Source organism: Thermoproteota archaeon (assembly GCA_003352285.1).
Taxonomy (GTDB): Archaea; Thermoproteota; Nitrososphaeria; order Nitrososphaerales; family Nitrosopumilaceae; genus PXYB01.
Genome location: QQVN01000005.1, coordinates 522086 through 545621, shown reverse-complemented (window position 1 = coordinate 545621; position 23536 = coordinate 522086). Strand labels below are relative to the sequence as shown.

Below are 23536 nucleotides of genomic sequence, written 5' to 3'. Positions count from 1 at the left end.
TTTAGAATTATTTTCTAATTTGAAATGAGTCTACTATGTTGCCGTTATTTGAAATAAACTCTCCAATCAAAGTTTTTTCATTTTTGTATAACCCAATGCTTAAAAATCCATAGTCATTATCATTCTGAATTATTGACCATTCCTTCTTTTCTATGAATGGAGAGTGACTATGACCGCCAGTCCCTACTGTGATAAATATTTCTCCTTTCGGATCATCAAAAGTACACTTTGAGAAATCAGTTATTTTTTCATCAAACAGTAGTGGAAAAGTTCTTTCATATCCATGTACATCTCCATGAATTACAAGGTCTACATCAAACTTATCAAAAACAGGTTGTAGTTCATCTCTCAAATGAGAAATTTCTGTATTACTAGAATATATTGGTGCATGGAGTAATACTATTTTCCATTCAAGAATTTCATTATTTATTGTCTGGTTAAGAGTACTAACTAGAAAATTATATTGTGAGGAGTTTTGATTATATGGTTCCTCCATTGTAAGTACAATAAATTGAACAGAGTCTAGTTCAAAAGAATAAAAAACATTTTCTAAATTATAATACTCTAGATAAACTTGCTTATCTGAAATCTCTTCATCAGCAAATGCAATTTTAATTTTTTCTTTTTTAATAAGTCCTGTTTGATTAAACCAATGATCAGGTGTTTCATAACTCAAATCTCCAACAAATAAAAATAATTCTGGATTTATCGATTTCATATTTTCCAGTGTGTTAAATCCATTTTCTGTTGTCCCGATGTCTGCCACAATAGCAATTTTCTTAGGAATTTCTTTAATTTTTGATTTATCTAACGGTTCACAAATATTCTCCTGAATACCAATTCGATATAGTCCTCTTTCTATCAATCTTGGTTCCATTGAATATAGTACTATCATAAATGAAAAAACCAATAATAGAAAAATAATCATTATTTTCCAGAGCATTGAATAAATTAATGACATAGTCACCAGAATTATACTTTGGGATTTTCTTTTTAAATTTATATCATATTTTTATTTTTCAATGATTCTATAAATTTTACAAAGTACTCTATTGAAAAAATCTGAGTTAAAACAATAATCTGTTTTAGTTTGTGGAGACACTATTACATTTTCTAAATTTGTTCCTCTGAAGTATGCTCCTATCAGATTAGTATCTGATAGATCCGAATTTGACAATATTGCACCCGAAAGATCAGCTCCCGATAAATCAGCATTACTGAGATTAGCATTAGAAAAATCTAAATTTACTAAATATGCATTTGAAAAATTTACCTTCTGTAAATTTGCATTTTTAAAATTAACCTCGCTAAATGTAACTCCAAAAAAATTTCCATTTTTTAAATCAACATCCTTGAAATCTATGTTTACTAAATCTGATCCAGAAAAATCAGTGTCAACAATAATTGCACCTGTTAAATTCACATTATGTAAATCAGAATAAAAAATAACTGAATTACTCAAATCAGCATATGAAAGATCAGATTTAGTTAAATTAGCATAAGATAAGTTTGCATTTGAAAGATTACTATGACTAAAATTTGTTTCAATTAAATTTGTTCTAAAGATATCCTCTTTTTTAAATTCAACACCTTTTAAATTTGGCCCAGTAATCCCTGAAATTAATTTTAATCCATATGGATTTAATCCTGAAAAATCTGAGTTGCTAAAATTTGAATTAGATAAATTTGACCCTGCAAGATTAATGCTTACAAATTTTCCGTTGTTTAGATCCATATTTGATAAATTCTTATTATCCAATAAACAAAATGATAGATCTACATTTGGCTGAAGAATTAAAACCTCAGGAATTCTATCACCATCATTATCATACAGTGAGCTACATTTCTCTGGAATTGAATCTAAAGTTGGATTATATGTAATTTCATATGAATTGTCTTTAGAATCTATAAGAATAGATACTACGATCAATGCTGTGACTATGAGAATCACAAAGAAGATTTTTTTTAACAAGAATCGCTTAGTAGAAAATTCAATTAAATAAAAACATTATTTGTTATTCGAGAATTAATTCTAGTATTTTATTAGACGATGATAAAATCATTTGATATAAACTATAATTAGGTCTATGCTAATTCAAGTTATCAATAATGAAAAATTTAATAAAAAAATCTGTAAGAAAAGTTGCACAGAGTGCTGGTTATGATATAATTCAAGGAAAAGCTAGCGAGTTTCCTCCAGACTTTAATGAAGAGCATGTTTCAATAATCAAATTAGTACGTCCTTATACTATGACAAGTAACGAACGGATTTTTACTTTAATCGAATCTGTCAAATACATTGTTAACAATAAAATTCCAGGTGACATTGTAGAATGTGGAGTTTGGAAAGGAGGATCAATGATGACCGTAGCAAAAACACTTTTGAATCTGAACAAAATTGAAAAAGATCTTTACCTATTTGATACTTTTGAGGGAATGCCAGAACCTTCTAGTGATGATATCTCATTTTCTGAAGTTCCAGCATCTAAAGAATTTGAAAAAACCAAAATTAGCCAAGATAGTTCAGAATGGTGTCGTGCAACCCTTGATGATGTAAAAAGAGCAATTTTTAGTACTAAATATCCTCAAGAAAAATTTCATCTTATAAAAGGAAAAGTTGAGGATACAATACCATCTAACGCACCTAACAAAATTTCATTACTTCGTTTGGATACTGATTGGTATCAATCAACAAAGCATGAATTGATTCATTTGTTTCCTCGTCTTACAAAGAATGGGGTGTTAATAATTGATGACTATGGATATTGGCAAGGTGCCAGAAAAGCAGTTGATGAATATTTTTCTGAAAATAATATTTCAATACTGCTAAACCGAATTGATGAAACTGGTAGAGTCGCTATAAGGCAGTAGCTTTTTTCAAAACAAAACAATATGAACTAGAAAAAAATTTCTGAGCAATAAATTTTCGTTGATTTAGTAATTTATTCTTAAACACACCGTATCCTGATGATAATTGAGGACACTTTTTTACAGCAATTATCTCAAAACCATGTTTATCAAAAAATATTTTCCATGAATTTTTTCTAAAATAAATTAATTCGTGAACAAAACTTGGATTTACTCCTATTGGATTTGCAAATAAATCTTTGATGGTTTTTTTCTTTTCATCTACTTGGTGTTTGGTATCCCTATTTTCACTTTGTACTTTGGAAATTCTTTTTTTAATAGATCTGAATAGATATTTTGGAATAAAACAATAATGCCAAAAATTTGTTATTAATGACCACCAAGGTGATGGAACAATATGTATTATTATCCCATCCTTTTTTAAAACCCGTTTAAGTTCATCAAACACTTTTTCTGGATCTGCTATGTGAGCTACCACATGAGAGGAAAAAACTACATCAAACGACTCCTCTGAAAAATCTAGATTCTCAGCGTTGGCTTTTTGCACTGGAAAATCTTGAGGAAACCGTGGATTAAGGTCTATGGAAGTTATATCATGTCCAATCTCATTGATTCGTTTTGCTAAATACCCCTCTCCTCCGCCTAATTCCAATATCTTAATTTTTTGTTTAGGAAAAAAACTCAAAATCGTACTAAGTTCAATATCCCGAATATAATGAAGCCAATTTAGCTCATTTTGATCTTCATAAACATATTTTTTCATTATTTTCACATTTTCTTTGTTTGAATTTTGTCATTATTTATCAATAAAACTTTTGATAATAGTAGAATATTTTACTAGTAAATATGATTTACAATTTTTGTAAATAATAATTCTAAAAGGGTTAAATTTTACCGAATTTTCTTAGCCATGACAAACATGAATCATTTTGAAAATACGATATTAAAAATTGGGATAATAGTAAAAGACATTGAAATCCCACATTGGCAATATTATATCATAGAAGAAATAAACAAGTCTCATTTTGCAACAATATCTAATTTAATAATATCTTCAGGTACAAATGACTTTTCGCCCAAATTTACCTTTATAGATAATATTTTCAAAAATATATTTGAAAAAATTGAATCGAATCGTCAGCTTGGAGAAGATGACTCACAAAAAATAAAAAAATTAGAAATAGATCCATCATTAAAAATCACCAACATTAATTCTGCATCATCCACCTCTAAAATAAAAGATGAAAACCTTGATCTCATTATTAATCTGTCATCAGAAAAATTATCTGATTTGTCAAATGCGTCTAAATATGGATTATGGAGTATCCATCATGGTCCTAATCCATATGAACTTAATCAACCTCTTGGATTTTGGGAGATTTTAAAATGTCAAAACGTTACGAATTCTCTTTTATTGTTTTATTATCCGCCAGGAAGATGCCAAATTATAGATAAGTCATATGTTCGAACAAATATTTTATCACCTAAACGTACTCAAAATTTGATTTATTGGAAAACTTGCTCTCTAATTCTTAATAATCTTAAAATTTTTTATATCCTTGGTCCATCTCGCTTTGAACAGCTCAGTAACCATAATGTTGAATTTAGTAATGAAATTAAAATTAATTTTCCTCATTTCAAAGATTATTATGAAGTGATTAGCATTATGAAGAAACGGCATTCACGTGCCAAAAGTATTTCTAAAAATCTTGAACAATGGATTTTACTGTATAATTTTGGAAATTCTTTATCCACTGAATTTCATAAATTCAAAGAAATTCGTCCACCAGAGGACCGTTTTTGGGCAGATCCATTTGTACTATTTAGAGATAATACTTATTTTGTATTTTTTGAAGAATTTATTTATGGTGATAAAGGTAACATATCCTATCTTACAATAGATGAGAATGAAGTAATATCAGAACCAAAAAGAATCCTAGAAGAATCGTATCATATGTCGTATCCATATATCTTTGAATATGATAATTCAATATTCATGATTCCTGAAACCCATTCAAACAAAACAATAGACCTCTACGAATGTATTGAATTTCCATCAAAATGGAAATTTAAAAAAAATTTAATTAAAGATATTGATGCAGTGGACTCAACGCCTCTATTTTTTGATAACAAATGGTGGATTTTTACTAGTGTAAAAACCAATCCATATCTTGAAAATTGGGATGATCTCTTTTTATTTTATTCAGACGATATTCTATCAGATAACTTCATTTCTCATCCTATTAATCCAGTTGTATCTGATATTCAAAAATCACGTTCTGCAGGAAAAATATTTTTTTCACAAAATAAAATTTTAAGACCATCTCAAAACTCATCAATTAGTTATGGTGGAAGTATATCACTAAATGAAATCAACGTTTTAACACCAGATGATTTTAAAGAAAAAAAAATTAAATCATTTTTGCCTTGGTCAGAAAAAATTGTTGGTATTCATACAATAAATCATACAAACAAACTTTCGATTATAGACGCTAAATATTTAAAATCTTGTTAAATCCAAAACTTATTTTTTCCTGACACCATTCTTTTACACATTCTTAACACTTCTAGAATTATCGTATATTCTGCTTTCATGTTTAACACAAAAAATAAATGAACATTTTTACTAAAATTTTTTTTCCCAATATTTTTTGCACACCAATAAGTAAAAGGAACTTCAAAAAATACTATTTTCAATATTGGAATATTTTGATCTAATAATCGTTTAATTTTTGATGGAGATGGATTATCTCTGACATACCTATAGAGTACTACATCTGGTATGACCTGAATATCTCCATTTTTTACAATGTTTAATATCACTGCTAAATCCCAAGTAGGAAAGTAATTTTTTATAAACGAATTTTTTAGTACTTTTCTGTTAAAAATTCCATAAATTAATGATGCACGACAAAATTTTAGAATAAAATTTACTTTTTTGCCATAATCTCCAATAATTGGATGAACATGTTCAAAATTCTTATCTTTAACATATTTTTCTTTTTCAAAAATCAATTCCTTTGAAATGGAATTATATGTTATGACTTCTCCAATACTTCCTACATATTTTTTGTTTGATTCTAAAAACACTATATTTTTTTCTAAAAATTTTGATGACCATACGTCATCAACTCCGGCCCACATGAAATACTCAGACTTTGCTTCTTCCAAAACATAATTAAAATTCCAAATTCCTCCCATGTTCTTTTTATGACGTTTGTATTTGACACGGCAATCTTTTTTTACATATTCTTTACAAATTAATTCTGTTTTATCATTTGATCCATTATCCGAAATTATTATCTCAAAATTTGTATATGTTTGTGCCAACAAAGAATCTATAGCATTTCGAATAAATTTTTCACCATTATATACCGGTAAACCTATACAAATTTTTGGTATTGGTTTTTCATTACTTTCCAATAATTTAAAATCTTAACGGTATTATAATAAACTCTTGCAACAACTTCTGTTAATAATTAATTTATGATTTATTTTCCTTTTTTTATTCTCTTTAAAACTTTAGTTAAAATAACTCGTTACCCCATCTATTACTCGCTGTACATATTCTTTTTTCATGTTTGAATGTAAAGGCAGAGTCAAAACCTCTTTTACAACTTTTTCGGTAGTCGTCATATCTCCGCACCGTGAATTTACAAAATAGGTATGTTTATGAACTGGTATAAAATGAATTCCAACATCTATTTCTAATCTATCTAAATGTTTTATGAGTCCTTCTCTATTATCATTTAACACACGTAAAGTGTAAATGAAAGGAGATATTTCGGAAAAATCTGACTTTGGAATTTTTAATTCTGAAATTGTATCAAATGCTTGATTATACATCTGACAAACTCTTTGACGACTATGAATAAATTGATTAATTTTTTTAATTTGAGATAATCCTACACTTGCCATTATGTTTGTTAAATGATATCTATAACCTTCACCTACAACATCATAATCCCATGAACGTTTGTTTTGGTAACGTTTTATCGTGTCTTTATCGACACCCAGAATTCTTAAATGTTGAGCTCTTTCCAATTCTTCTTTATTATTAATGATGACGCAGCCGCCATCAATAGATGTTATTACTTTGACTGGATCAAAACTAAAACATGTAATATCTCCATAACTTCCAATTTTTTTTCCGTTAATATGAGAACCCATTGCATGCATGGCATCCTCTACTACTCGCAATCCATATTTTTTTGCCAATTTAAAAACCTCATTTTGGTTACAAGGAATTCCAGCAAAATGAAGTGGAATTATTGCTTTAGTTTTTTCTGTGATTAATTCTTCTGCTTTTTTACAATCTATTCCTAGATTGTCATCACAAATATCACACATAACTACCTCTGCTCCAGTCATTTTGATTGATTGATGATCTGCAACATAGTTGAATGATGGAGTGATTACCTCATCTCCTTTACCAACTCCTGCTATCTTTAATCCAATGTGTAATGCTGATGTTCCAGTGTTAGTTGTTACCACAAAACGATTTTTTAATCCTAGAAATATACTAATTTCATCTTCAAACTTTTTTGTTAAATCCCCCATTCCTAACCATCCGGCATCTAGAGCATCACTAAGGTGTTTTTTAGTATCTTTCCCTACCGCAGGGATAAAAACTGGAATTCTATTCATCAATTAATCCCTAATGCATTTAAGATAACCGTCTGGCGAAACAGTAATCAGTAATTTATTTTCTATTTTTTTATCAATTTCAAACTTTTTGTTATTTCTGAGAAATTCATATACTGCCGTTTTAGGATTATCTTTTTTATTCCATGGTCGGTCTGGAAAGAAATTATTTGGCATATCTTGTATAGCTGTATCAAAAACTATTATGTAGCTTCCTTTCGTGACAAATCTTGAATATAATTGTAATTCTTTTAGAACATGCTTATGAGAATGATCTGAATCTAATAAAACCATGATTTTTTCTTTACCTACAGCGTATTCATCAACCTTTCTTAAAATTTCTTCATCGATTGAGGAACCTTGAATCAATCTAATTCTTTTTTTTAATACATGTGATTGAATTTTTTTTAAATTATGCTTTCTTATATCAACATCTATTCCTACAACTTGCCCTTTACCGATCATTTCTAAAATAGATGCATAATAGACTAAAGAACCTCCATGTGCTATACCAGTCTCAATAATTAAATCTGGTTTAATTTTCCATATGATTTCTTGTACAGCTATCATATCTTGTGGAAATTGGATTATTTTCATTCCCAACCAAGAGAAATTATATGAATATCTATACTCTGAAGTATTCTTAATAAAATCCATTCCCATTTTTTTTAGTTTTATGTTACTTCCCATTTTTTCAATTAAATTATTATTTGTTTTTTTGTTTGTCATCATTTAATCTAATATTGCATAAGATATTGCTGGAGTATATGGGAATCTCTGTATTTTAAGATGTCTTAGCCCAATTGTTTCTAATATTGCCTGTGTTTCACCAGGCCATATAGCTTGGTTCAATTCATCAAATACAATAATTGCTCCCTTTGGCATTAATGGAAGAAATTTTTCTATTGCGGTTTTTGTAGGTTCAAATAAATCAAAATCCAAATAAAGTAATGCTATAACCTCATGAGGATTATCATCGATAAATTTTGGAATTGTTTCATTTGCATTTCCCTTGATAATTTCTATTTTTGGAATATGAGAAATATGTCTATTCAAATCATATATCTCTATACATTTTTTTAAATCATCATAAGCATTGGTTGCCAAACCTCCAGGTCTTATGTATTCTGGACCATCTACCTCATCTTTTGGATGTATTTTTTCAAACCCTGTAAAAGAATCGAACCCAATAATTTTTCTTGTATGATTAATTGGTTCGTAGATTGAGCTTAATTGAGCCCAAGTCATCAATCCCCCGCCTAGAAAGACCCCGCATTCTATAATATTACCATGAATATTCAAAATATTTTTAAAAATAGAATTTTTTGCTAGAAACAAACTAAGTGACTGTCTGGGAACAAATTTTGGAAAATTTCTTAATTTATCCATATTTGTTCCTAAACTTGAACTAAAAAACTCATTCATTCTTTTTGAAAATTCTATATCATTTTTAGATTGATTTTTTAAATCTAGCATAGAAAATTTTTCTTCAGAATCTTTACTCATGTAATTTGTTTTCTCCATCACTTTTATTTTATATTATCTAATTTAGTATTAATCATTAATTGTAATCCATCATCAATTGAAACTTTTGGTTCCCATCTGATTATTTTTTTTGCCAAATTTGTATTTAAAATGATATTACTTACACTATCATCAATTTCTACATGCTCTATCTTACTTTTGGATCTCATTTTTTTTACTATTTTTTCTGCTACTTCTTTTGTACTGATACTCGTTCCACTTCCTATATTGATAGACCCATTGATTCTTTTTTTCACAATCTCTTTAATAGCACTGACTAAGTCATCGACATATAACAAATCTAATTTTGGATAACCATTATGATATTTATGCGTCAAGATATTTTCATTTTTTACAGCCTTCTCAAGAAAATTCCAGATAAATTTTGGTTTGTCTCCATCTATACCGTATATAGGACTCGATCTAATTATTGTATATTTTAATTTAAAATTTTTGTGATACATTTTAATTAATGATTCAGAAAGAAATTTTGTATATCCATAAGTACTTCCAGGATTTGGAATTGTGTTTTCTTTAATTATCATTTTATTTTTTTTATATCCTGAATATATTTCCCAACCACTAAGATATATCAAAGATAATTTATTTTCTACACAAACATCAAGGACATTTTTTAACATTATTAGTGAATTTCCCATGGATTGATTCGTTGAGTATATTCTAGGATTTGCAGTGTGAATAATAAGATCAATCTGATTATCTTTTACAAATAAATCTAAATCCACTATGTCGTTAATAAGATCAATCTGATTACGATTCGGTGTAAAAATCTCAAATTCTTTTTTAAATTCGGACATAATTTTTTTTCCGAGAAAACCTGTTGAACCAGTTATGACAACTCTTAATCTATTATTTTTCTTCTTCAATTTTTTTTTCTCTATAACTCCTATTACCGTTGATAGTACATCGATTTTAATTGATTTTTCGCCTGTTTTTTTTAAAACAGTTCTTATTGCATCATTCATACTTATTTCTTCAGAGAGTGCTAATACTCCTGCAGCAATGGAATTACTGCGTGATATTCCATAATCACAACAAATGGCAACCTTTTTTCCCATTTTTAATGAATTAAGAGCATCGTTTATTTTTGTCCTGATAATATTTCGTGAATTTCCTCTTTTATCGACGAGATCTCTGACATCTATAATGTGCAGGTCCTTCGATTCAGTGACTTCTGAAAAAGATGAAGTACACAAATCTTTTCTAATCCATTTCACCATTTTTTATATCTCCAATTTTTACAAATTCTTCTGTAAAACTGCGTAAGTAATATCCTTTTTTGAATGAATTAATAGTAAAATTTTCGTTGAATAGTAAGTGACGAAGATATACATCTATCTCATTAAAACCTGCTAGTGAACGTAAATATGTTGATGCTGAAAATCTTGGATTAATCTCAAACGGATAAAAAATACCTTCTAACATTCTACCTTGAATGTTTAATGGGCCTTTACTGTTGATCTTTTTAGCTATGTTTTCCGCTTGAATTCTGACATCTTTAAATTCATCAATTATTCCCTGACTGTATCCACTAGAAATTAATCCATGCTTCGATTTAAAGGAAACAGATAATTTTGAATCAAATATCCTCTTCATTGCAATAGAACCTATAATACTACCTTTTGTTGATGACAGAACACCTACTGTAAATTCTCCCTCGTGTAAAGGAATGTATTCTTGAATGAGCATCTTTTGATCATTTTCTGTAAAAAATTTAATATATCGAGAAAGCTCTTGACGATTCGAAACTAAAAAAACAAACTTACTTCCACCGCTTTCTAATGCAGGCTTAATAATACATGGATAAGGAATTATTTCTAAATTTAGTTCAATATCACTTGAAAATGATTTTGGAATGGGAATTGACTTATTCAAATTATTAAATAAATTTAATTTATCGGAGCATAATTTTACTACATCAATTGAATTTGCCGCTATGATTGTTCCATTTTTATGAAATCTTTCTCTTTCGGAAGTAAGAATCTTTAATGGTTCTTCTCCTCCCGGTATTATTACATGAATTTTATATTTTTCAACAATTTCTTTAATCTCTTTAATGTATTGTGTTCTATTTATGACAAATGTGTCTTTGAAACCCTTTTGATAATGACCAAACGCAAACCTCGAAATATCACATCCATATAATACATATCTGTTTGACTGTAAAAGGCATTTTTGTATTTCAGTTCCTAATGAAGCTCCTCCAATTCCAGCAATCAATATGTGGGGTTTAGTTTCTAACAAGATGTAAATAACAATTTTAATGATAGATGATGAGTTTAAAAATTCTACTATTTTAAGAAATTTTTGTACATTTTATCTTTTTCAGAAATGACTGATGGATTTAATGGCCATTTGACATTGATAATTGGGTCGTTCCATCTGATTCCTTTGGCATATTCGGGATTATAGTATTCTGATATGTTATACAACACAACGGTATCATTTTGTAATGTCTGAAAACCATGAGCAAAACCTTTTGGAATGTATATTGCTTTTTGATTTTCTTCATTTAGTTCTATAGAAAAAGACTGTAAATAAGTTGATGAAGATATTCTTAAATCAATAATTACATCAAAAATACTTCCACTTACACATCTCACCATTTTAATTTCTTGATAAGGTTCATTCTGAAAATGCATACCCCTTATGGTGCCTGATGCTTTATTATAGGAAATACTTGATTGAATCCAATTCGTATTTAGCTGTTTATCTTTAAATTTTTTTTCATCCCAAATTCTTGAAAAAAATCCCCGTTCATCTACGATCTTTTCTGTGTCTATTACATATACTCCTATAAATTCTGTTTTTGAAATAATCAAATTATTGTTACCTTTGGTATGGGTACTACAAATTTACCTCCCCACTCTTTAATGTAATTCATCTGCTCAATAATTTCTTCTTGTAAATTCCATGGTAATATGAGTAAATAATCTGGTTTTGTTTTTCGTATTTCATCTGGATTTTTAATTGGAATATGAGTACCTGGAAGATACAGACCTTGCTTGTGTATGTTATTGTCTACAACATATTCGATATATTCTTTACCAATTTCACAATAATTTAATAGCGTATTACCTTTCGCAGCAGCTCCATAACAAATAATTTTTTTTTCTGCTTTCTTTGCTTCAATAAAAAAATCACGTAGATTTTTTTTAACAGATTTTACATTGTTTTTAAAATTAGAATATGTTGAAATATTTTTTAATCCAAACTTTTCTTCCTCTTCTATCACATTTTGTACATTGTGGTTTTTTAAAATCTGATTATTATTTGAATGTTTAACATAAATTCGTAATGATCCTCCATGTGTGGGAATTTTTTCTACATCAAAAATTGTTAATTCATGAAAAGAAAAAATTTTTTCTACAGTGTATAATGAAAAATAAGAATAGTGTTCATGATAAATTGTATCAAATTGATTTTTCTGTATTAAATTTAAAAGATGAGGAAATTCCATAGTGATTATTCCATTTGGTTTAAGCAAAATCTTTAATCCTTTTATAAAATCATTCAAGTTTGGTACATGTGCTAAAACATTATTCCCAATAATAAGATCTGCAGATTTTCCATGTTTCTTTAATTTTTCCGCATTTTTTGTATTGAAGAATTCTGTTGTTGTGGGTATTCCCTTTTCTTTTGCAACTTTAGCAACATTTAGTGCTGGTTCTATACCTAAAACTGGAATATTTTTTTTTTTAAAATATTGAAGTAAATATCCATCATTACTAGCAATTTCTACAATTAGATTATTTCTATTGAAGCCAAACCTGTTATTCATCATATCTACGTACCTTTTTGCATGTTGTAACCACGAATTTGAATAGGAGGAAAAATAAGCATAATTCTTGAAAATTTCTTCTGCTTTTTTAAATTCTGGAATTTGAGTAAGAAAACAATTATGACAAACATATACACAAAGAGGAAATTTTTTTTCATCATTTGAAAGCATAGATTTTTTTAAAAATGAATTTGATAAAGGAGACATTCCTAAATCAATTAATTTTTCTTTTAATGTTTTATTACAAAATCTACAATTTAAATTCAAAAACTATTTCACCATTTTTTGAAATCGTTTTATTTGTTGCTCTGTAATTTCTCTCATATCTTTTTTTTCTTCATAATTTTTATACCATTCTACTACCCATTCTAAACTTTCATTAGTATTTAATTTTGGAATCCATCCAAGTTTTGTTTTCGCTTTTGTACAATTTAATTTTAAAAATTCTTCTTCATGTTTATTCATATTATTTTCTTTTATCCAACATATTTTTTCTGGCCATTTCTCAATTATTTTTTTTACAATCCATTTTACGGTTTTTGATTCATTTACATCCGGACCGAAATTCCAAGCTTCTGAAAATTTAGAACCTGATTTCCAAAGTTTTTCTGCTAACATCATATATCCATATAATGGATCTAGCACATGTTGCCATGGTCTTATGGAATCTGGGTTTCGAATTTTAATTGGTTTCTTATTGATAATACCTTTAATTATGTCAGGAATCAGTCTATCTTTATTCCAATCTCCGCCTCCAATAACATTTCCTGCTCTAACAGATGCTATTCCAATATTGTGTTCACTTTGTTTTTTAATATTAAAAAAAGAATTTCTGTATGATGATGTTATTAACTCTGCGCATCCTTTACTACTACTATAAGGATCATATCCGCCAATAGGATCTTCTTCAGTTAATGCTTTTTTTCCTACAATTTTATAGCATTTATCACTTGTTACAATTATCCCAACTTTGATGCTATCTGACATTCTAATTGCCTCCAGCACATTTGCTGTTCCCATCATATTTGTTGCGTAGGTTTCTAATGGATGAGTATATGACTCTCTTACCAACGATTGAGCCGCCATGTGGAAAATTATCTCTGGCTTGTATTTCTTTACAACTGTCAAAACCTGATTATAATTACAAACATTTCCTTTTAATGAAGTCATCCCATTCTTAATTTTTGCAATCTCGTACATGCTTGGTTTGGTTGGAATTCCATTTGAAAAACCTACAATGTCTGCATTCATTTCTTGTAGCCATAGTGATAACCAACTTCCCTTAAAACCCGTATGACCAGTTAACAAAACTCTTTTATTTTTCCAAAATCTTTTATCTAATCCCATTTTTTCCACGGAGCTATTCCTCTTACCCATAAATCATCTAATTTGATTTTATCTCTTAAAGTATCCAATGGTTGCCAAAAACCAGTATGCTTATACGCTGATAGTTCTGAATCTTTTGCTAAATTTTCAACTGGTTCTTTTTCCCATACGGTTGAATCTCCTTTTATGTAATCAAAAACAGTTGGTTCAAGAACAAAATATCCTCCATTAATCCAATTTCCATCTCCTGCCGGCTTTTCTTTAAACGATAAAATTTTTTCATTTTGTAAATCAACCATTCCAAATCTTCCTGGAGGTTGTACAACAGTTACTGTTGCTTGGGTTTTTTTATTTTTATGAAACTGAACTAATTTAGAAATATCAATATCACTAATACCGTCTCCATATGTGAAACAAAATGTTTCACTCTCCACAAACTCTTTAACTTTTTTTAATCTTCCTCCTGTCATTGTCTCTAATCCAGTGTCAATTAATGTGATTTTCCATGGTTCTCCTTTTTTCCTATGAACATCCATTTTATTTTGTTTAATATCAATCGTAACATCAGATGTGTGAAGAAAATAATTTGCAAAAAATTCCTTAATCATATATCCTTTATACCCACAACAGATTACAAATTCATTTACGTTATGATGAGAGTATATTTTCATTATATGCCAAAGAATAGGCATCCCTCCAATTTCAATTAATGGTTTTGGCTTTAGATGTGTTTCTTCACTAATTCTCGTCCCAAAACCTCCAGCTAAGATGACGGCTTTCATGATTTCTTTAATTGAAAGATCGTGAGTACATTAATCTTTTCGTAAAAAATATTAATTAAATTAACTCTTCCATTAAATCTACTAGCGATTCCGTAGCTCTATCATTATTCAAGTAATTCATGGCATGGGTTCTACCATTATGGGCAATCTCTTCCCATTTTTTATTCTCAGTATCATGTAAATATTCTTCAAATTTTTCCGTATAGTTTTGCTCATTGATGAAAATTGCACTTTTATTATCTTCAAAACCAAGATATTCTGCCTTGTTTTTGTCATTAACTTCCATAAATGTAAGGCATTCTGCAGCTGGAATCTCCCAATATTTTATCGTGGGGAAATATGTTGTTGCAGCAATTGCTGCAAAATACTTGTTGAGTAATTCAGGATATTTATCATTTACATATTCATGTGACAATGTTGGCGTATGAACAACATAAGGTAGCTTATTGCACAATGTTCTAAGCTTATAGTGTATGTTAATATCTAATTCTGGATTTTTAATTTTACTTAGTATCCGTGGAAAAATTTTTGATGTACCAATTGCTCCAGAATTTAAGATCTTACTTTTTATTCTATTCCTAAACGGAATCACTTTCTGGTATAATGATGATTCCAATCCAAAAATTATGGTCTTGTACTTGTAATCATTTGGGTAGAACTGATAAAATGAGTCTGGATGTTGAAAACCAAAATAATAATCAATTTTCCATTTGTCATGAAATTCTTTACTGTGGAGTTTTTTTGCCCAATGTGGGTCTCCCACTCTTGAAATAACCGGAATATCGATCTTTTCTCTCCCTATAACATCATGTGGCGTACCAATGTAGTTATTGTCAAATAATAAAATAACATCATGTTTATCATTAAATTCTGAAACATCAATTTTTGTTTCTACAGGATAATTCTTTACATCAAGTCGTTGATTTCTCCTTAATGCTTTAATAAAAAAATTATAGTAAGTATTATCAAAAAAACGCCCAGTTAGGAATTCGTTTTTTTTATTGTAAATAAAAGCACATCTAATTTTCTTCTCCATTTTAATTTCTTAAAACCCCTGCTTAACTAAATACTTATTATTATATCAATTTGAATCGATTCATTATGCAAAAGAAAAAAGATATTGTTGTTGGCATGGGAGAAATTGGTAACCCCTTGCAAAAATTGCTGTCAAAAAATGAAGTCGTTCTGGGTTATGATATTAATCCTACTCTAATGAACAGCAAAAAATTTAATGATTTTAAAAATTTGCCAACGTCATTCCTTCACATTTGTATCCCTTTTACAAAAAATTTTTTTATTAATTTAAACGAACTTAATAAAAAATTCCAGCCCGAATGTATTGTCATTCATAGTACTATTCAACCAAATACTACAAAAATATTACAAGAGAAAAGTAAGATTCCAATTATTTACAGTGCAGTTCGTGGTGTACATAAACGAATGATAAAAGATATGAAAAAATATACAAAATTTTACTCTATATACAAATGGGCTCCTAATTCAACATGGGCAGCAAAACAATACGAAAAAAAACTCAAAAAGGCTGGTATTACTCCAAAACAAATGACTACGCCTCTGACTCTTGAGCTGGCAAAAATTGTTGTTGATACTTCGTACTATGGCTGGTTAATCACTTATGCTCAATTAAGTAATTTAATTGCAAAAGAAAATAATGTTGATTATGATGAAATGTGGTCCTTTTCAGATGAAATTCACAAATATTTAGGTAATCGACCTAAAATGTATCCTGGGTTTATTGGTGGACATTGCGTTATTCCAAATCTGGATCTAATTCAGAATCAAACACTCAATTTAATTAAAAAAATAAATTCCTCATATTCAAAAAAAATTAAGAATTCTAAATCAATCTATAAAAAATATTCCAAATAAATTATTTCCACTCAAATTTTCGATTCAACAAATTTTCTAATCTTAAATTATGTGGTTTAAAAAAATCAAATAATTTTTCCCTTGTCTTTTCATTCATTTTTTCATATTTCCCTTTTTTCATTTTGTGGTGATCTGTTAAATTGTATTCTGGAAGTCCCAAAAAATGATATGTCTCATTCAAAACTGTATTAGAGTCATCTGTCAAATCTTCATTTTTTATTACAAAAATCTGTTCATGTTTGAATTTTTCTAACCATATTGATAATTGATCTGCGTATATTCCCTTGGCTAAAATTGACTCTCCTGCAGCTTGTTCCAAATTAAATTCAAAATCTACTTTATTTTCTTGGTATATTTTTAGCTCAGTATCAATCACTTCTTCAAACGATTTTTTCACTGTGCCAACTCTAACTGCATTGTTGTGTTCAGAATATGCCCTATCTATCGGATTTCGTAAAATTACAATTAATTTTATGTTGGGTAACAAATCATGTATCCTCTTCGCAGCATCTCTTCTCCAAAAATAAAATGGTGTATCTTCACCAGTCAAAAAATAACCATGATGTTTAATTGTAGAGTTTTTTTTAAATTTTGTTGGAAACATGGATCGGTACCAGTTTAATCCAAGATGGTAATTAGTGTCAAAATACCCAATCTCATCATATGCTGCCGGTATTATACATGGATGCTCGCATATGTCGTAGTACAATGAAGTAGTACCAGATCTCATTGCACCAATGATTAAAAAATCGGGCAGAACTCTAAGAAAACCAGTTAACGCAAAAAAATGTCTCTTACCAAATTCATAGTATAATCTTTGATAAATTCTATGTAATTTCATTAAATTAATCTCCTCAATTTTGTTGGAATGATTTATCTATTAATTCATAATTAATCTTGAAAATTTTTGCTTTATATCTTAGTAATTCATCATTTGAATCATATACTTTTTCTAGATAAGAATATTTTGTTTCATTATAGAACACATCTTTTAGAAAATCTGGACGATTTGGATTTTCATCTATTATCAAATGAGTCAACCCCTTATCTTGGTTCTCCAAAATAAAATTATTTAATGAGTTATACCCATCCGTTGAAATCATTTTAACAGAGTAAGGAAAAGACTTTCTTAACGTTTCTCCTTCAATTCTATCTTGATCGATAATAATTGACTCCATTTCATTCCATCTATTTATTACATCCACAACAGTAACATACTTGTGTTCTGGTTCATACTGATTAATTCCTCCTGCTATGCTGACAATTGTATTTGCTACTAGTAATGATTCTGATTCATATTCATAATCTATCATGTTCCAAAAATTAAATAAAATAGAACCTGTTAGTACTCCTGCAATAATCATCCAAGTAATCAAATCTTTTTGTTTAACCTTACCAACAATATTTTCTACAAAAAGAACTGATACTACTGAAAACAAAGGATACAAAAAAAAGAAATATCGCGTTTCAGGAATAGGAATCGTATATACATAAAAAGCCGGAATAGAACAAAAAATTACTCCAAAAATTATTGTTAATTTTTTATATTCTACTTTTTTGAAAAGATAGTAAACTCCAATAGGCATTAAAAAAATAAAGACGGGAATCATATCCCAAATTAGAAATTTTGGAAAGTTTTCTAATCCAGTAAGTATAGGGGACTTTTCTTCAACATAATAAGAAGCAGAAATAGATTCTGCGGCTCTGCCAAAAATCCTATCATCTCCATGTATGTCGATTTTATACGCTGCCATTGGAAGTATTACTAGAGAAAAGATACTTAGAGCAATTAGAAATTTTGGAACAATAATTTTTCCTTCATTTCTAAATCTAATTAAAAACATTACAGAAATTGCAAAAAAAACAAAAATTCCTTCCGCTCTTACTATGGATGCAAGAGCTGCAATTCCAAATGAGATAAATATGATTCGCTTATCATTGTTAAGAAATAAAGCAAATATCGATGCTACAAGAAAAATGTATAGTGTGTCTGAGATCCCAAGTAATGAATTCTGGATTAATCTTGGCTCAAAGGCAATTATTGAAGCCCCAACCAATGCAATCCTCCTTCCTACTAACTTATTACATAACACAAAAGTTGGAATTATAGTTAATGTAGAGATTACAATTGTAGACACAAATTGCAACTGCATGTATGATGTAATGCTCGAAAAATGTATTGTAGAAAAAACCATGCCTAAAAATGCTGGCCAACCATTATTTGCAGGTGAATAATCTGTGGGTAAATGTCCACTGATGCTAGTGTCTATTGCATAATAAAAATAGGCTAATGCATCAGAGGTTGGAGGGATTTCGGGATTATAATAAAACAATCTGACTGCTAATGCTATGATTACTATAATTGATAATCCAATAATTGATTTCTTAATTGTAAAATCTGATTCTACACCATTCTTTAACATTGGAATATCACGTCTTTTCTCCAGTAACGCTATTTACTTCGTTTCTTTTTTGTCGATAATTAATCAACATCAAATATACTGCATGACCTGATGCAGATAGAACAAATGCTATAGCCAATCCAGTCACTTCCAATATTTGTCCCAAGACAAATATTCCAGATATTAAAAGTACTATTCCTATACTTTGACCAATTGCAACATGCTTGCTTTTTTCTTTTCCTAGAAATCTTGATGTATACATTGTTGCTATGGTTCTAGGAATTATTGATAAACTAAGAATTGGAATTAAATCAACTAATTCTTGATATTCCGGGAAAACAATCGGTATGATAACAGGAGCAACAAAAACCCCTAACAGTGCCAATCCAAATGACGCAATAACAGCTAGTATCTTAATCTTCTTAGTTGACTCTCCTGTTGAATCTGCAGGCAAAGTATACGTGAAAATAATTGTAGGTACAGTTGTGAAGATTGCCACAACCTGTAAACCTAAATAATAATTTCCAAGTAATGCAAAACCAAAAAACGGACCAATTATTATCTTATCAATTTGTATTCTTCCCGCAACAGAAAGATCTAACAAGTAACTATTAATCAGAAATCCAGCTCTTTCTTTTAAAATTCTAAACTCAAATTTTGAAATTTTGAACGTTTTTAGTATTCTAGGCAAAAATATAATGTATGATATAGCATAGCCTATAATTACACCATCTATGCCAATAGAATAAAATAAAATTATTGATAGTACTACAAACGAGGTTTTTTGTAATAAGAAATACTTTGACCATTTTTTGTACATTTTCATTCCTATTAATTCTGCAAAAACAAGACTGTATACAGCAAAACCAATTACATAAAAACTCATTCCGATGTTATTGAACATGAAATAAATTACAACTGCACCCATAATGGAAGAAAATAATGAAATCAAAAATATGGGTGGTTGAATATTTACTCCTTTTGAAGTATAAACGGTTATTGCATACGATCCCCCAAGGAGACTCATATTTGAGGCAATCCCAACTATCGCAATTAGATAACCTAGTTCTCCATAAGATTCAGAACTCATCAACTGCGCTAGATATATCCAAAATAATGCTGAGATAGTATTGCCAACTATATTTGCAAAACCTATCGAGGAAATATTCTGAAATGCCTTACTATTCAACAATTTTTTTAAATTCATATCTTTACGATGATACTATTTCCTAAAATTGAAATTATCGCAGGTAAATGACGCTCTTGTAAACATATTCAATCAATCATTTTCTAACAATTCATTCATCACGAGTATAACAGATCTCAGATAGTAATTCCTTGACTGCTAATTCGACAGATTCTGTACTTGAAAATTTTGCCTTCCATCCCAACTCTTGAATTTTTGATACATCTAACTGCATTTCTTTAACATCTCCAATCCAACCTCTTCCATCTTTTGTACCTCCATTTGGAACGATCTTAACATCACCAAGATTCATTTTTTGGCATACAATATTTGCAATAGTCATTACGTCTGTTTTGTCTATATTTCCAATGTTGTAAATTCCTACATTTTCATTTGATTTTTGAATCGCTGTTAAAAAACCATCTACACAATCAGAAACATGAACATATGATTTTGATTGGGATCCGTCTCCTAACACGTCAAGTATTTCTTTGTTTATTTTTAATTTATTTATGAAATCCCAAATTACCCCATGTCTGCTTCTTGATCCAATTACATTTGCTAATCTAATAATTGCTGCTTTAATTCCATAATTATTACAGTATGATGATATTAGACCTTCACAGGCCAATTTTGAACCACCATAAGCTGAAATTGGAAGTAAGGGACCATAATTTTCCTTTGTAGGTATTATTGAGGGTTCTCCATATACAACTGATGAGGATGCAAAAATTAATTTTTTAACATTTGATTTTCGAATATTCTCAAGTAAAAAATAAGTATTTTCTATATTTTCTTTGTATGCTAAACTTGGATTCTCAAATCCGGTTCTTACTTCTGGATGTGCAGCCAAATGAAATACTGATAATGCATCACTGATAATTTCATTAATCTTATCTATATTCTTTAAATCTTGATTCAAATAACTAAATTTAGAATTATTTAGGCAGTTCACTAAATTGTCTTTAGAACCTGTTGCAAAATTATCAATTACCGTCACTTCATTATCATGATGAAGAATCTTTTCTGCTAAATGACTTCCAATAAATCCAGCACCTCCAGTGATTACTACCTTACCAAAATCTGATGATTTCATCTGTGAACTGCGAATTTGGTATCATAAAAGTTTGATTATTAATTAAGTGTGAATTATCCACAAAAAACCATTTTATTAATTAATAACTATGTAATCTATTTTTTTGAAACCTTTGAAATATAATTCTGTATTAATGGTAGTAGCAAAATATCCTGCAACTCATGGTCATACAACAGTGATCAATAACCTTTGCATTAATCTTCAAAAACTTGGATATAAAACAGGAATAGGAGCATTTTCTTTTGAAAAGAATCCACCTTCAAATATAGAAAAAATCAAGCTCAATAAATCTAAACTTCTCTTTTATGGTGTAAATTACTTGGATTTTGACATTATTCACTCTCATCAATCTAGAGTAAACTATTATCTTCTTTTAGTTAAACCCACCAAACCAATTGTTCAGCATTATCATGGGGCATCTAATAAAATTCAAGAAAAAAACTTTCAACTAATGATGAAATTATATAGAAATAGAATAAATAAAATAGTTTCAGTATCAAAAGCAGGTATCTCTCAAATGAAAAAAATGGTAAACAACATCAATGCCGATGTAGTTTACAATGGAGTTGATACTAAATTTTTTAATACAAACTTGCCAAGACCATATCACAAAGGTGAACCACAACTTCTTTTTGTAAGTGCCCTTCGTAAATACAAAAATACTGATAAACTCATACTTGCAATGCCAAAAATTTTAGAAATTTATCCAAAAGCACATTTACAGATTGTTGGTGATGGTGAAGAAATTTCACATCTAAATAATTTAATATGTAAAACAAAAATGGAAAATCATATCGAATTAACAGGAAAAGTTTCTAATGATGAATTAAAATTATATTATTCATCATGTGATATTTACATTTCTGCTAGTGCCTTTGAGGTTTGTCCAGTTCCAACTTTAGAAGCAATGGCTTGCGGAAAACCCTTAGTACTATTTGACATTGAGCCACATCAAGAAATAATTGAACAATCCCAAGCTGGATTAATTTTTTCCAATTCGTCTGAAGATATTGCAAAACAAGTTCATGAAATTTACTCCAATAAAGAATCATATGGAAAACATGCGCAAATTTTTGCCAAAAACCATGATTGGGGAAAAATATCCCTTCAAATGTCCGAAATTTATCAGAAATTATGAAAGCCTTCGTAATTAATACAATTTACTTAAATTATCATTTGTTTAGCTTGACATAACCACATTGAACAAAATTCAATTTTATTTCTCTATTATAAAACACTCAATCTTGCACCCAAAAAGTGGTTTGCAGCTATATGAATCCGTAATGCAAACAAAAGACGATGAAAAACATCAAATAAAAGAAATTGAGATAAGACCGTCTACATTTAATGAAATACTATCCAATTTTTTTCCACACCACGAACTTACTCACAATGTTATTGATGAAGAATTAACTCAATTATACTCTCATTTAGAAAATTTTACTAAAAAAATGGATTCAGAAACGTTTCCATCAAAAACCAAACCATATCCACTAAATTATTCACTAGATGATCAGTCAGGTATTTTGATGTATACCTTATGCAGATTGATTAAACCAGAACTGGTTGTTGAAACTGGTGTTGCTTACGGGATTAGTACTTCTTTCATTCTTAAAGCCTTACATGATAACAAAAAAGGTAAATTATTTTCAATTGACTATGTTTTCAGACCTTGGGAGTCTAAAAATATGATTGGAATTGCCATTCCAGATGAATTACGAAATAATTGGGAACTAGTTTATGGACCATCTGCATCTAAGCTTCCAAAATTACTTAAATCACTTGGTAAAATTGATATTTTCTTTCATGATAGTTTGCATACATTCAAGAATATGATTTTTGAATACAATACAGCTTGGCCCCACATTAAGAAAAATGGATTTTTGTTATCGGATGATGTTCTAAGTAATAATGCATTCAATGATTTTTACATGAAGAATAAATTAACTCCAAAGATTTTGCAACAAAAAAATACTGTTAAATCCTATTTAGGAATTCTTCAAAAGTGATAACCAT

At 29.0% G+C, this 23536-nt stretch carries 23 protein-coding genes; 5 read left to right on the top strand and 18 right to left on the bottom strand.

All coding sequences use genetic code 11. From position 1 onward, the window contains the following. Positions 1-7 precede the first annotated feature (7 nt). Together DWQ18_09445 and DWQ18_09440 are read right to left on the bottom strand one after the other, a co-directional pair. The gene (locus tag DWQ18_09445; GenBank protein ID RDJ33351.1) at positions 8-961 is read right to left on the bottom strand and encodes a hypothetical protein; all 954 of its coding nucleotides are present in this window, start codon (positions 959-961) and stop codon (positions 8-10) included. A 51-nt stretch (positions 962-1012) separates the two neighbouring features. Beyond that, entirely contained in the window at positions 1013-1972 is a 960-nt protein-coding gene (locus tag DWQ18_09440) for a pentapeptide repeat-containing protein (protein RDJ33350.1), read from the bottom strand. Positions 1973-2109: 137 nt separating this feature from the next. Between DWQ18_09440 and DWQ18_09435 the strand changes: the two genes are divergently transcribed. Further along, complete coding sequence (locus tag DWQ18_09435) at positions 2110-2871, top strand: macrocin O-methyltransferase (protein ID RDJ33349.1); 762 nt, start codon at positions 2110-2112, stop codon at positions 2869-2871. Here DWQ18_09435 and DWQ18_09430 read toward each other — a convergent pair. Next, positions 2858-3631: a class I SAM-dependent methyltransferase gene (locus DWQ18_09430; protein RDJ33348.1), complete on the bottom strand. Its 774-nt coding sequence runs from the start codon at positions 3629-3631 to the stop codon at positions 2858-2860. The two genes, DWQ18_09435 and DWQ18_09430, sit on opposite strands and share 14 nt — an antisense overlap. Positions 3632-3778: 147 nt before the next feature. Between DWQ18_09430 and DWQ18_09425 the strand changes: the two genes are divergently transcribed. Beyond that, entirely contained in the window at positions 3779-5383 is a 1605-nt protein-coding gene (locus DWQ18_09425; protein ID RDJ33347.1) for a hypothetical protein, read from the top strand. On the opposite strand, the gene DWQ18_09420 is transcribed toward DWQ18_09425, so the two are convergent. The 11 genes from DWQ18_09420 to DWQ18_09370 all read right to left on the bottom strand — a co-directional run bounded on the left by DWQ18_09420 (position 5380) and on the right by DWQ18_09370 (position 15982). Beyond that, on the bottom strand, positions 5380-6291 hold the full coding sequence (locus DWQ18_09420) for a glycosyltransferase family 2 protein (GenBank protein RDJ33346.1): 912 nt from the start codon (positions 6289-6291) through the stop codon (positions 5380-5382). The two genes, DWQ18_09425 and DWQ18_09420, sit on opposite strands and share 4 nt — an antisense overlap. Positions 6292-6390: 99 nt before the next feature. Further along, positions 6391-7515 (bottom strand): DegT/DnrJ/EryC1/StrS aminotransferase family protein, encoded by a 1125-nt coding sequence (locus DWQ18_09415; GenBank protein RDJ33345.1) that lies wholly within the window; start codon positions 7513-7515, stop codon positions 6391-6393. Positions 7516-7518: 3 nt separating this feature from the next. Then, complete coding sequence (locus tag DWQ18_09410; GenBank protein ID RDJ33344.1) at positions 7519-8244, bottom strand: cephalosporin hydroxylase; 726 nt, start codon at positions 8242-8244, stop codon at positions 7519-7521. Further along, complete coding sequence (locus DWQ18_09405) at positions 8245-9018, bottom strand: class I SAM-dependent methyltransferase (protein ID RDJ33466.1); 774 nt, start codon at positions 9016-9018, stop codon at positions 8245-8247. A gap of 23 nt (positions 9019-9041) precedes the next feature. Further along, on the bottom strand, positions 9042-10277 hold the full coding sequence (locus tag DWQ18_09400; GenBank protein RDJ33343.1) for an NAD(P)-dependent oxidoreductase: 1236 nt from the start codon (positions 10275-10277) through the stop codon (positions 9042-9044). Further along, the gene (locus DWQ18_09395; protein RDJ33342.1) at positions 10261-11352 is read right to left on the bottom strand and encodes an ATP-grasp domain-containing protein; all 1092 of its coding nucleotides are present in this window, start codon (positions 11350-11352) and stop codon (positions 10261-10263) included. Before DWQ18_09395 ends, DWQ18_09400 begins: the two co-directional genes overlap by 17 nt. Beyond that, positions 11349-11879: a dTDP-4-dehydrorhamnose 3,5-epimerase gene (gene rfbC / locus DWQ18_09390; protein ID RDJ33341.1), complete on the bottom strand. Its 531-nt coding sequence runs from the start codon at positions 11877-11879 to the stop codon at positions 11349-11351. The genes DWQ18_09395 and rfbC overlap by 4 nt, the downstream gene beginning before the upstream one ends. Then, a complete protein-coding gene (locus DWQ18_09385) occupies positions 11876-13105 on the bottom strand; it encodes a methyltransferase domain-containing protein (GenBank protein ID RDJ33340.1) in 1230 nt (409 codons plus the stop codon). Before DWQ18_09385 ends, rfbC begins: the two co-directional genes overlap by 4 nt. A gap of 3 nt (positions 13106-13108) precedes the next feature. Then, the gene (gene rfbG / locus DWQ18_09380; protein RDJ33339.1) at positions 13109-14185 is read right to left on the bottom strand and encodes a CDP-glucose 4,6-dehydratase; all 1077 of its coding nucleotides are present in this window, start codon (positions 14183-14185) and stop codon (positions 13109-13111) included. Continuing rightward, positions 14176-14946 (bottom strand): glucose-1-phosphate cytidylyltransferase, encoded by a 771-nt coding sequence (gene rfbF / locus DWQ18_09375; protein ID RDJ33338.1) that lies wholly within the window; start codon positions 14944-14946, stop codon positions 14176-14178. Before rfbF ends, rfbG begins: the two co-directional genes overlap by 10 nt. A gap of 55 nt (positions 14947-15001) precedes the next feature. After that, positions 15002-15982: a glycosyltransferase family 1 protein gene (locus DWQ18_09370; GenBank protein RDJ33337.1), complete on the bottom strand. Its 981-nt coding sequence runs from the start codon at positions 15980-15982 to the stop codon at positions 15002-15004. 65 nt (positions 15983-16047) lie between these two features. Here DWQ18_09370 and DWQ18_09365 point away from each other — a divergent pair, with 65 nt between their 5' ends. Next, positions 16048-16836, top strand: a complete 789-nt coding sequence (locus DWQ18_09365) for a hypothetical protein (GenBank protein RDJ33336.1) — start codon at positions 16048-16050, stop codon at positions 16834-16836. A 1-nt stretch (position 16837) separates the two neighbouring features. On the opposite strand, the gene DWQ18_09360 is transcribed toward DWQ18_09365, so the two are convergent. The 4 genes from DWQ18_09360 to DWQ18_09345 all read right to left on the bottom strand — a co-directional run bounded on the left by DWQ18_09360 (position 16838) and on the right by DWQ18_09345 (position 21520). Further along, the gene (locus DWQ18_09360) at positions 16838-17677 is read right to left on the bottom strand and encodes a sulfotransferase (GenBank protein ID RDJ33335.1); all 840 of its coding nucleotides are present in this window, start codon (positions 17675-17677) and stop codon (positions 16838-16840) included. A 13-nt stretch (positions 17678-17690) separates the two neighbouring features. Beyond that, positions 17691-19259 carry a hypothetical protein gene (locus DWQ18_09355; GenBank protein RDJ33334.1) on the bottom strand — a complete coding sequence of 523 codons (1569 nt, stop codon included), beginning with the start codon at positions 19257-19259 and terminating at the stop codon, positions 17691-17693. A gap of 7 nt (positions 19260-19266) precedes the next feature. Further along, the gene (locus tag DWQ18_09350; GenBank protein RDJ33333.1) at positions 19267-20445 is read right to left on the bottom strand and encodes a hypothetical protein; all 1179 of its coding nucleotides are present in this window, start codon (positions 20443-20445) and stop codon (positions 19267-19269) included. A gap of 91 nt (positions 20446-20536) precedes the next feature. Continuing rightward, positions 20537-21520, bottom strand: coding sequence for an NAD-dependent epimerase/dehydratase family protein (locus tag DWQ18_09345; GenBank protein RDJ33332.1), 984 nt, complete (start codon positions 21518-21520; stop codon positions 20537-20539). A 133-nt stretch (positions 21521-21653) separates the two neighbouring features. Between DWQ18_09345 and DWQ18_09340 the strand changes: the two genes are divergently transcribed. Next, a complete protein-coding gene (locus DWQ18_09340) occupies positions 21654-22658 on the top strand; it encodes a glycosyltransferase family 1 protein (GenBank protein ID RDJ33331.1) in 1005 nt (334 codons plus the stop codon). A 61-nt stretch (positions 22659-22719) separates the two neighbouring features. Beyond that, positions 22720-23529, top strand: coding sequence for a class I SAM-dependent methyltransferase (locus DWQ18_09335; GenBank protein RDJ33330.1), 810 nt, complete (start codon positions 22720-22722; stop codon positions 23527-23529). Positions 23530-23536 lie beyond the last annotated feature (7 nt).

Excerpts from the sequence above, each read along its gene's own strand:
- DWQ18_09415 (RDJ33345.1), bottom strand. The coding sequence starts at position 7,515 with ATGAATAGAATTCCAGTTTTTATCCCTGCGGTAGGGAAAGATACTAAA.
- rfbG (RDJ33339.1), bottom strand. The coding sequence starts at position 14,185 with ATGGGATTAGATAAAAGATTTTGGAAAAATAAAAGAGTTTTGTTAACT.
- DWQ18_09360 (RDJ33335.1), bottom strand. The coding sequence starts at position 17,677 with ATGAAATTACATAGAATTTATCAAAGATTATACTATGAATTTGGTAAG.
- DWQ18_09370 (RDJ33337.1), bottom strand. The coding sequence starts at position 15,982 with ATGGAGAAGAAAATTAGATGTGCTTTTATTTACAATAAAAAAAACGAA.
- DWQ18_09405 (RDJ33466.1), bottom strand. The coding sequence starts at position 9,018 with ATGAGTAAAGATTCTGAAGAAAAATTTTCTATGCTAGATTTAAAAAAT.
- DWQ18_09430 (RDJ33348.1), bottom strand. The coding sequence starts at position 3,631 with ATGAAAAAATATGTTTATGAAGATCAAAATGAGCTAAATTGGCTTCAT.
- DWQ18_09340 (RDJ33331.1), top strand. The coding sequence starts at position 21,654 with ATGGTAGTAGCAAAATATCCTGCAACTCATGGTCATACAACAGTGATC.
- DWQ18_09445 (RDJ33351.1), bottom strand. The coding sequence starts at position 961 with ATGTCATTAATTTATTCAATGCTCTGGAAAATAATGATTATTTTTCTA.
- rfbF (RDJ33338.1), bottom strand. The coding sequence starts at position 14,946 with ATGAAAGCCGTCATCTTAGCTGGAGGTTTTGGGACGAGAATTAGTGAA.
- DWQ18_09365 (RDJ33336.1), top strand. The coding sequence starts at position 16,048 with ATGCAAAAGAAAAAAGATATTGTTGTTGGCATGGGAGAAATTGGTAAC.
- DWQ18_09425 (RDJ33347.1), top strand. The coding sequence starts at position 3,779 with ATGACAAACATGAATCATTTTGAAAATACGATATTAAAAATTGGGATA.
- DWQ18_09355 (RDJ33334.1), bottom strand. The coding sequence starts at position 19,259 with ATGTTAAAGAATGGTGTAGAATCAGATTTTACAATTAAGAAATCAATT.
- DWQ18_09410 (RDJ33344.1), bottom strand. The coding sequence starts at position 8,244 with ATGATGACAAACAAAAAAACAAATAATAATTTAATTGAAAAAATGGGA.
- DWQ18_09345 (RDJ33332.1), bottom strand. The coding sequence starts at position 21,520 with ATGAAATCATCAGATTTTGGTAAGGTAGTAATCACTGGAGGTGCTGGA.
- DWQ18_09400 (RDJ33343.1), bottom strand. The coding sequence starts at position 10,277 with ATGGTGAAATGGATTAGAAAAGATTTGTGTACTTCATCTTTTTCAGAA.
- DWQ18_09435 (RDJ33349.1), top strand. The coding sequence starts at position 2,110 with ATGAAAAATTTAATAAAAAAATCTGTAAGAAAAGTTGCACAGAGTGCT.
- DWQ18_09350 (RDJ33333.1), bottom strand. The coding sequence starts at position 20,445 with ATGAATTTAAAAAAATTGTTGAATAGTAAGGCATTTCAGAATATTTCC.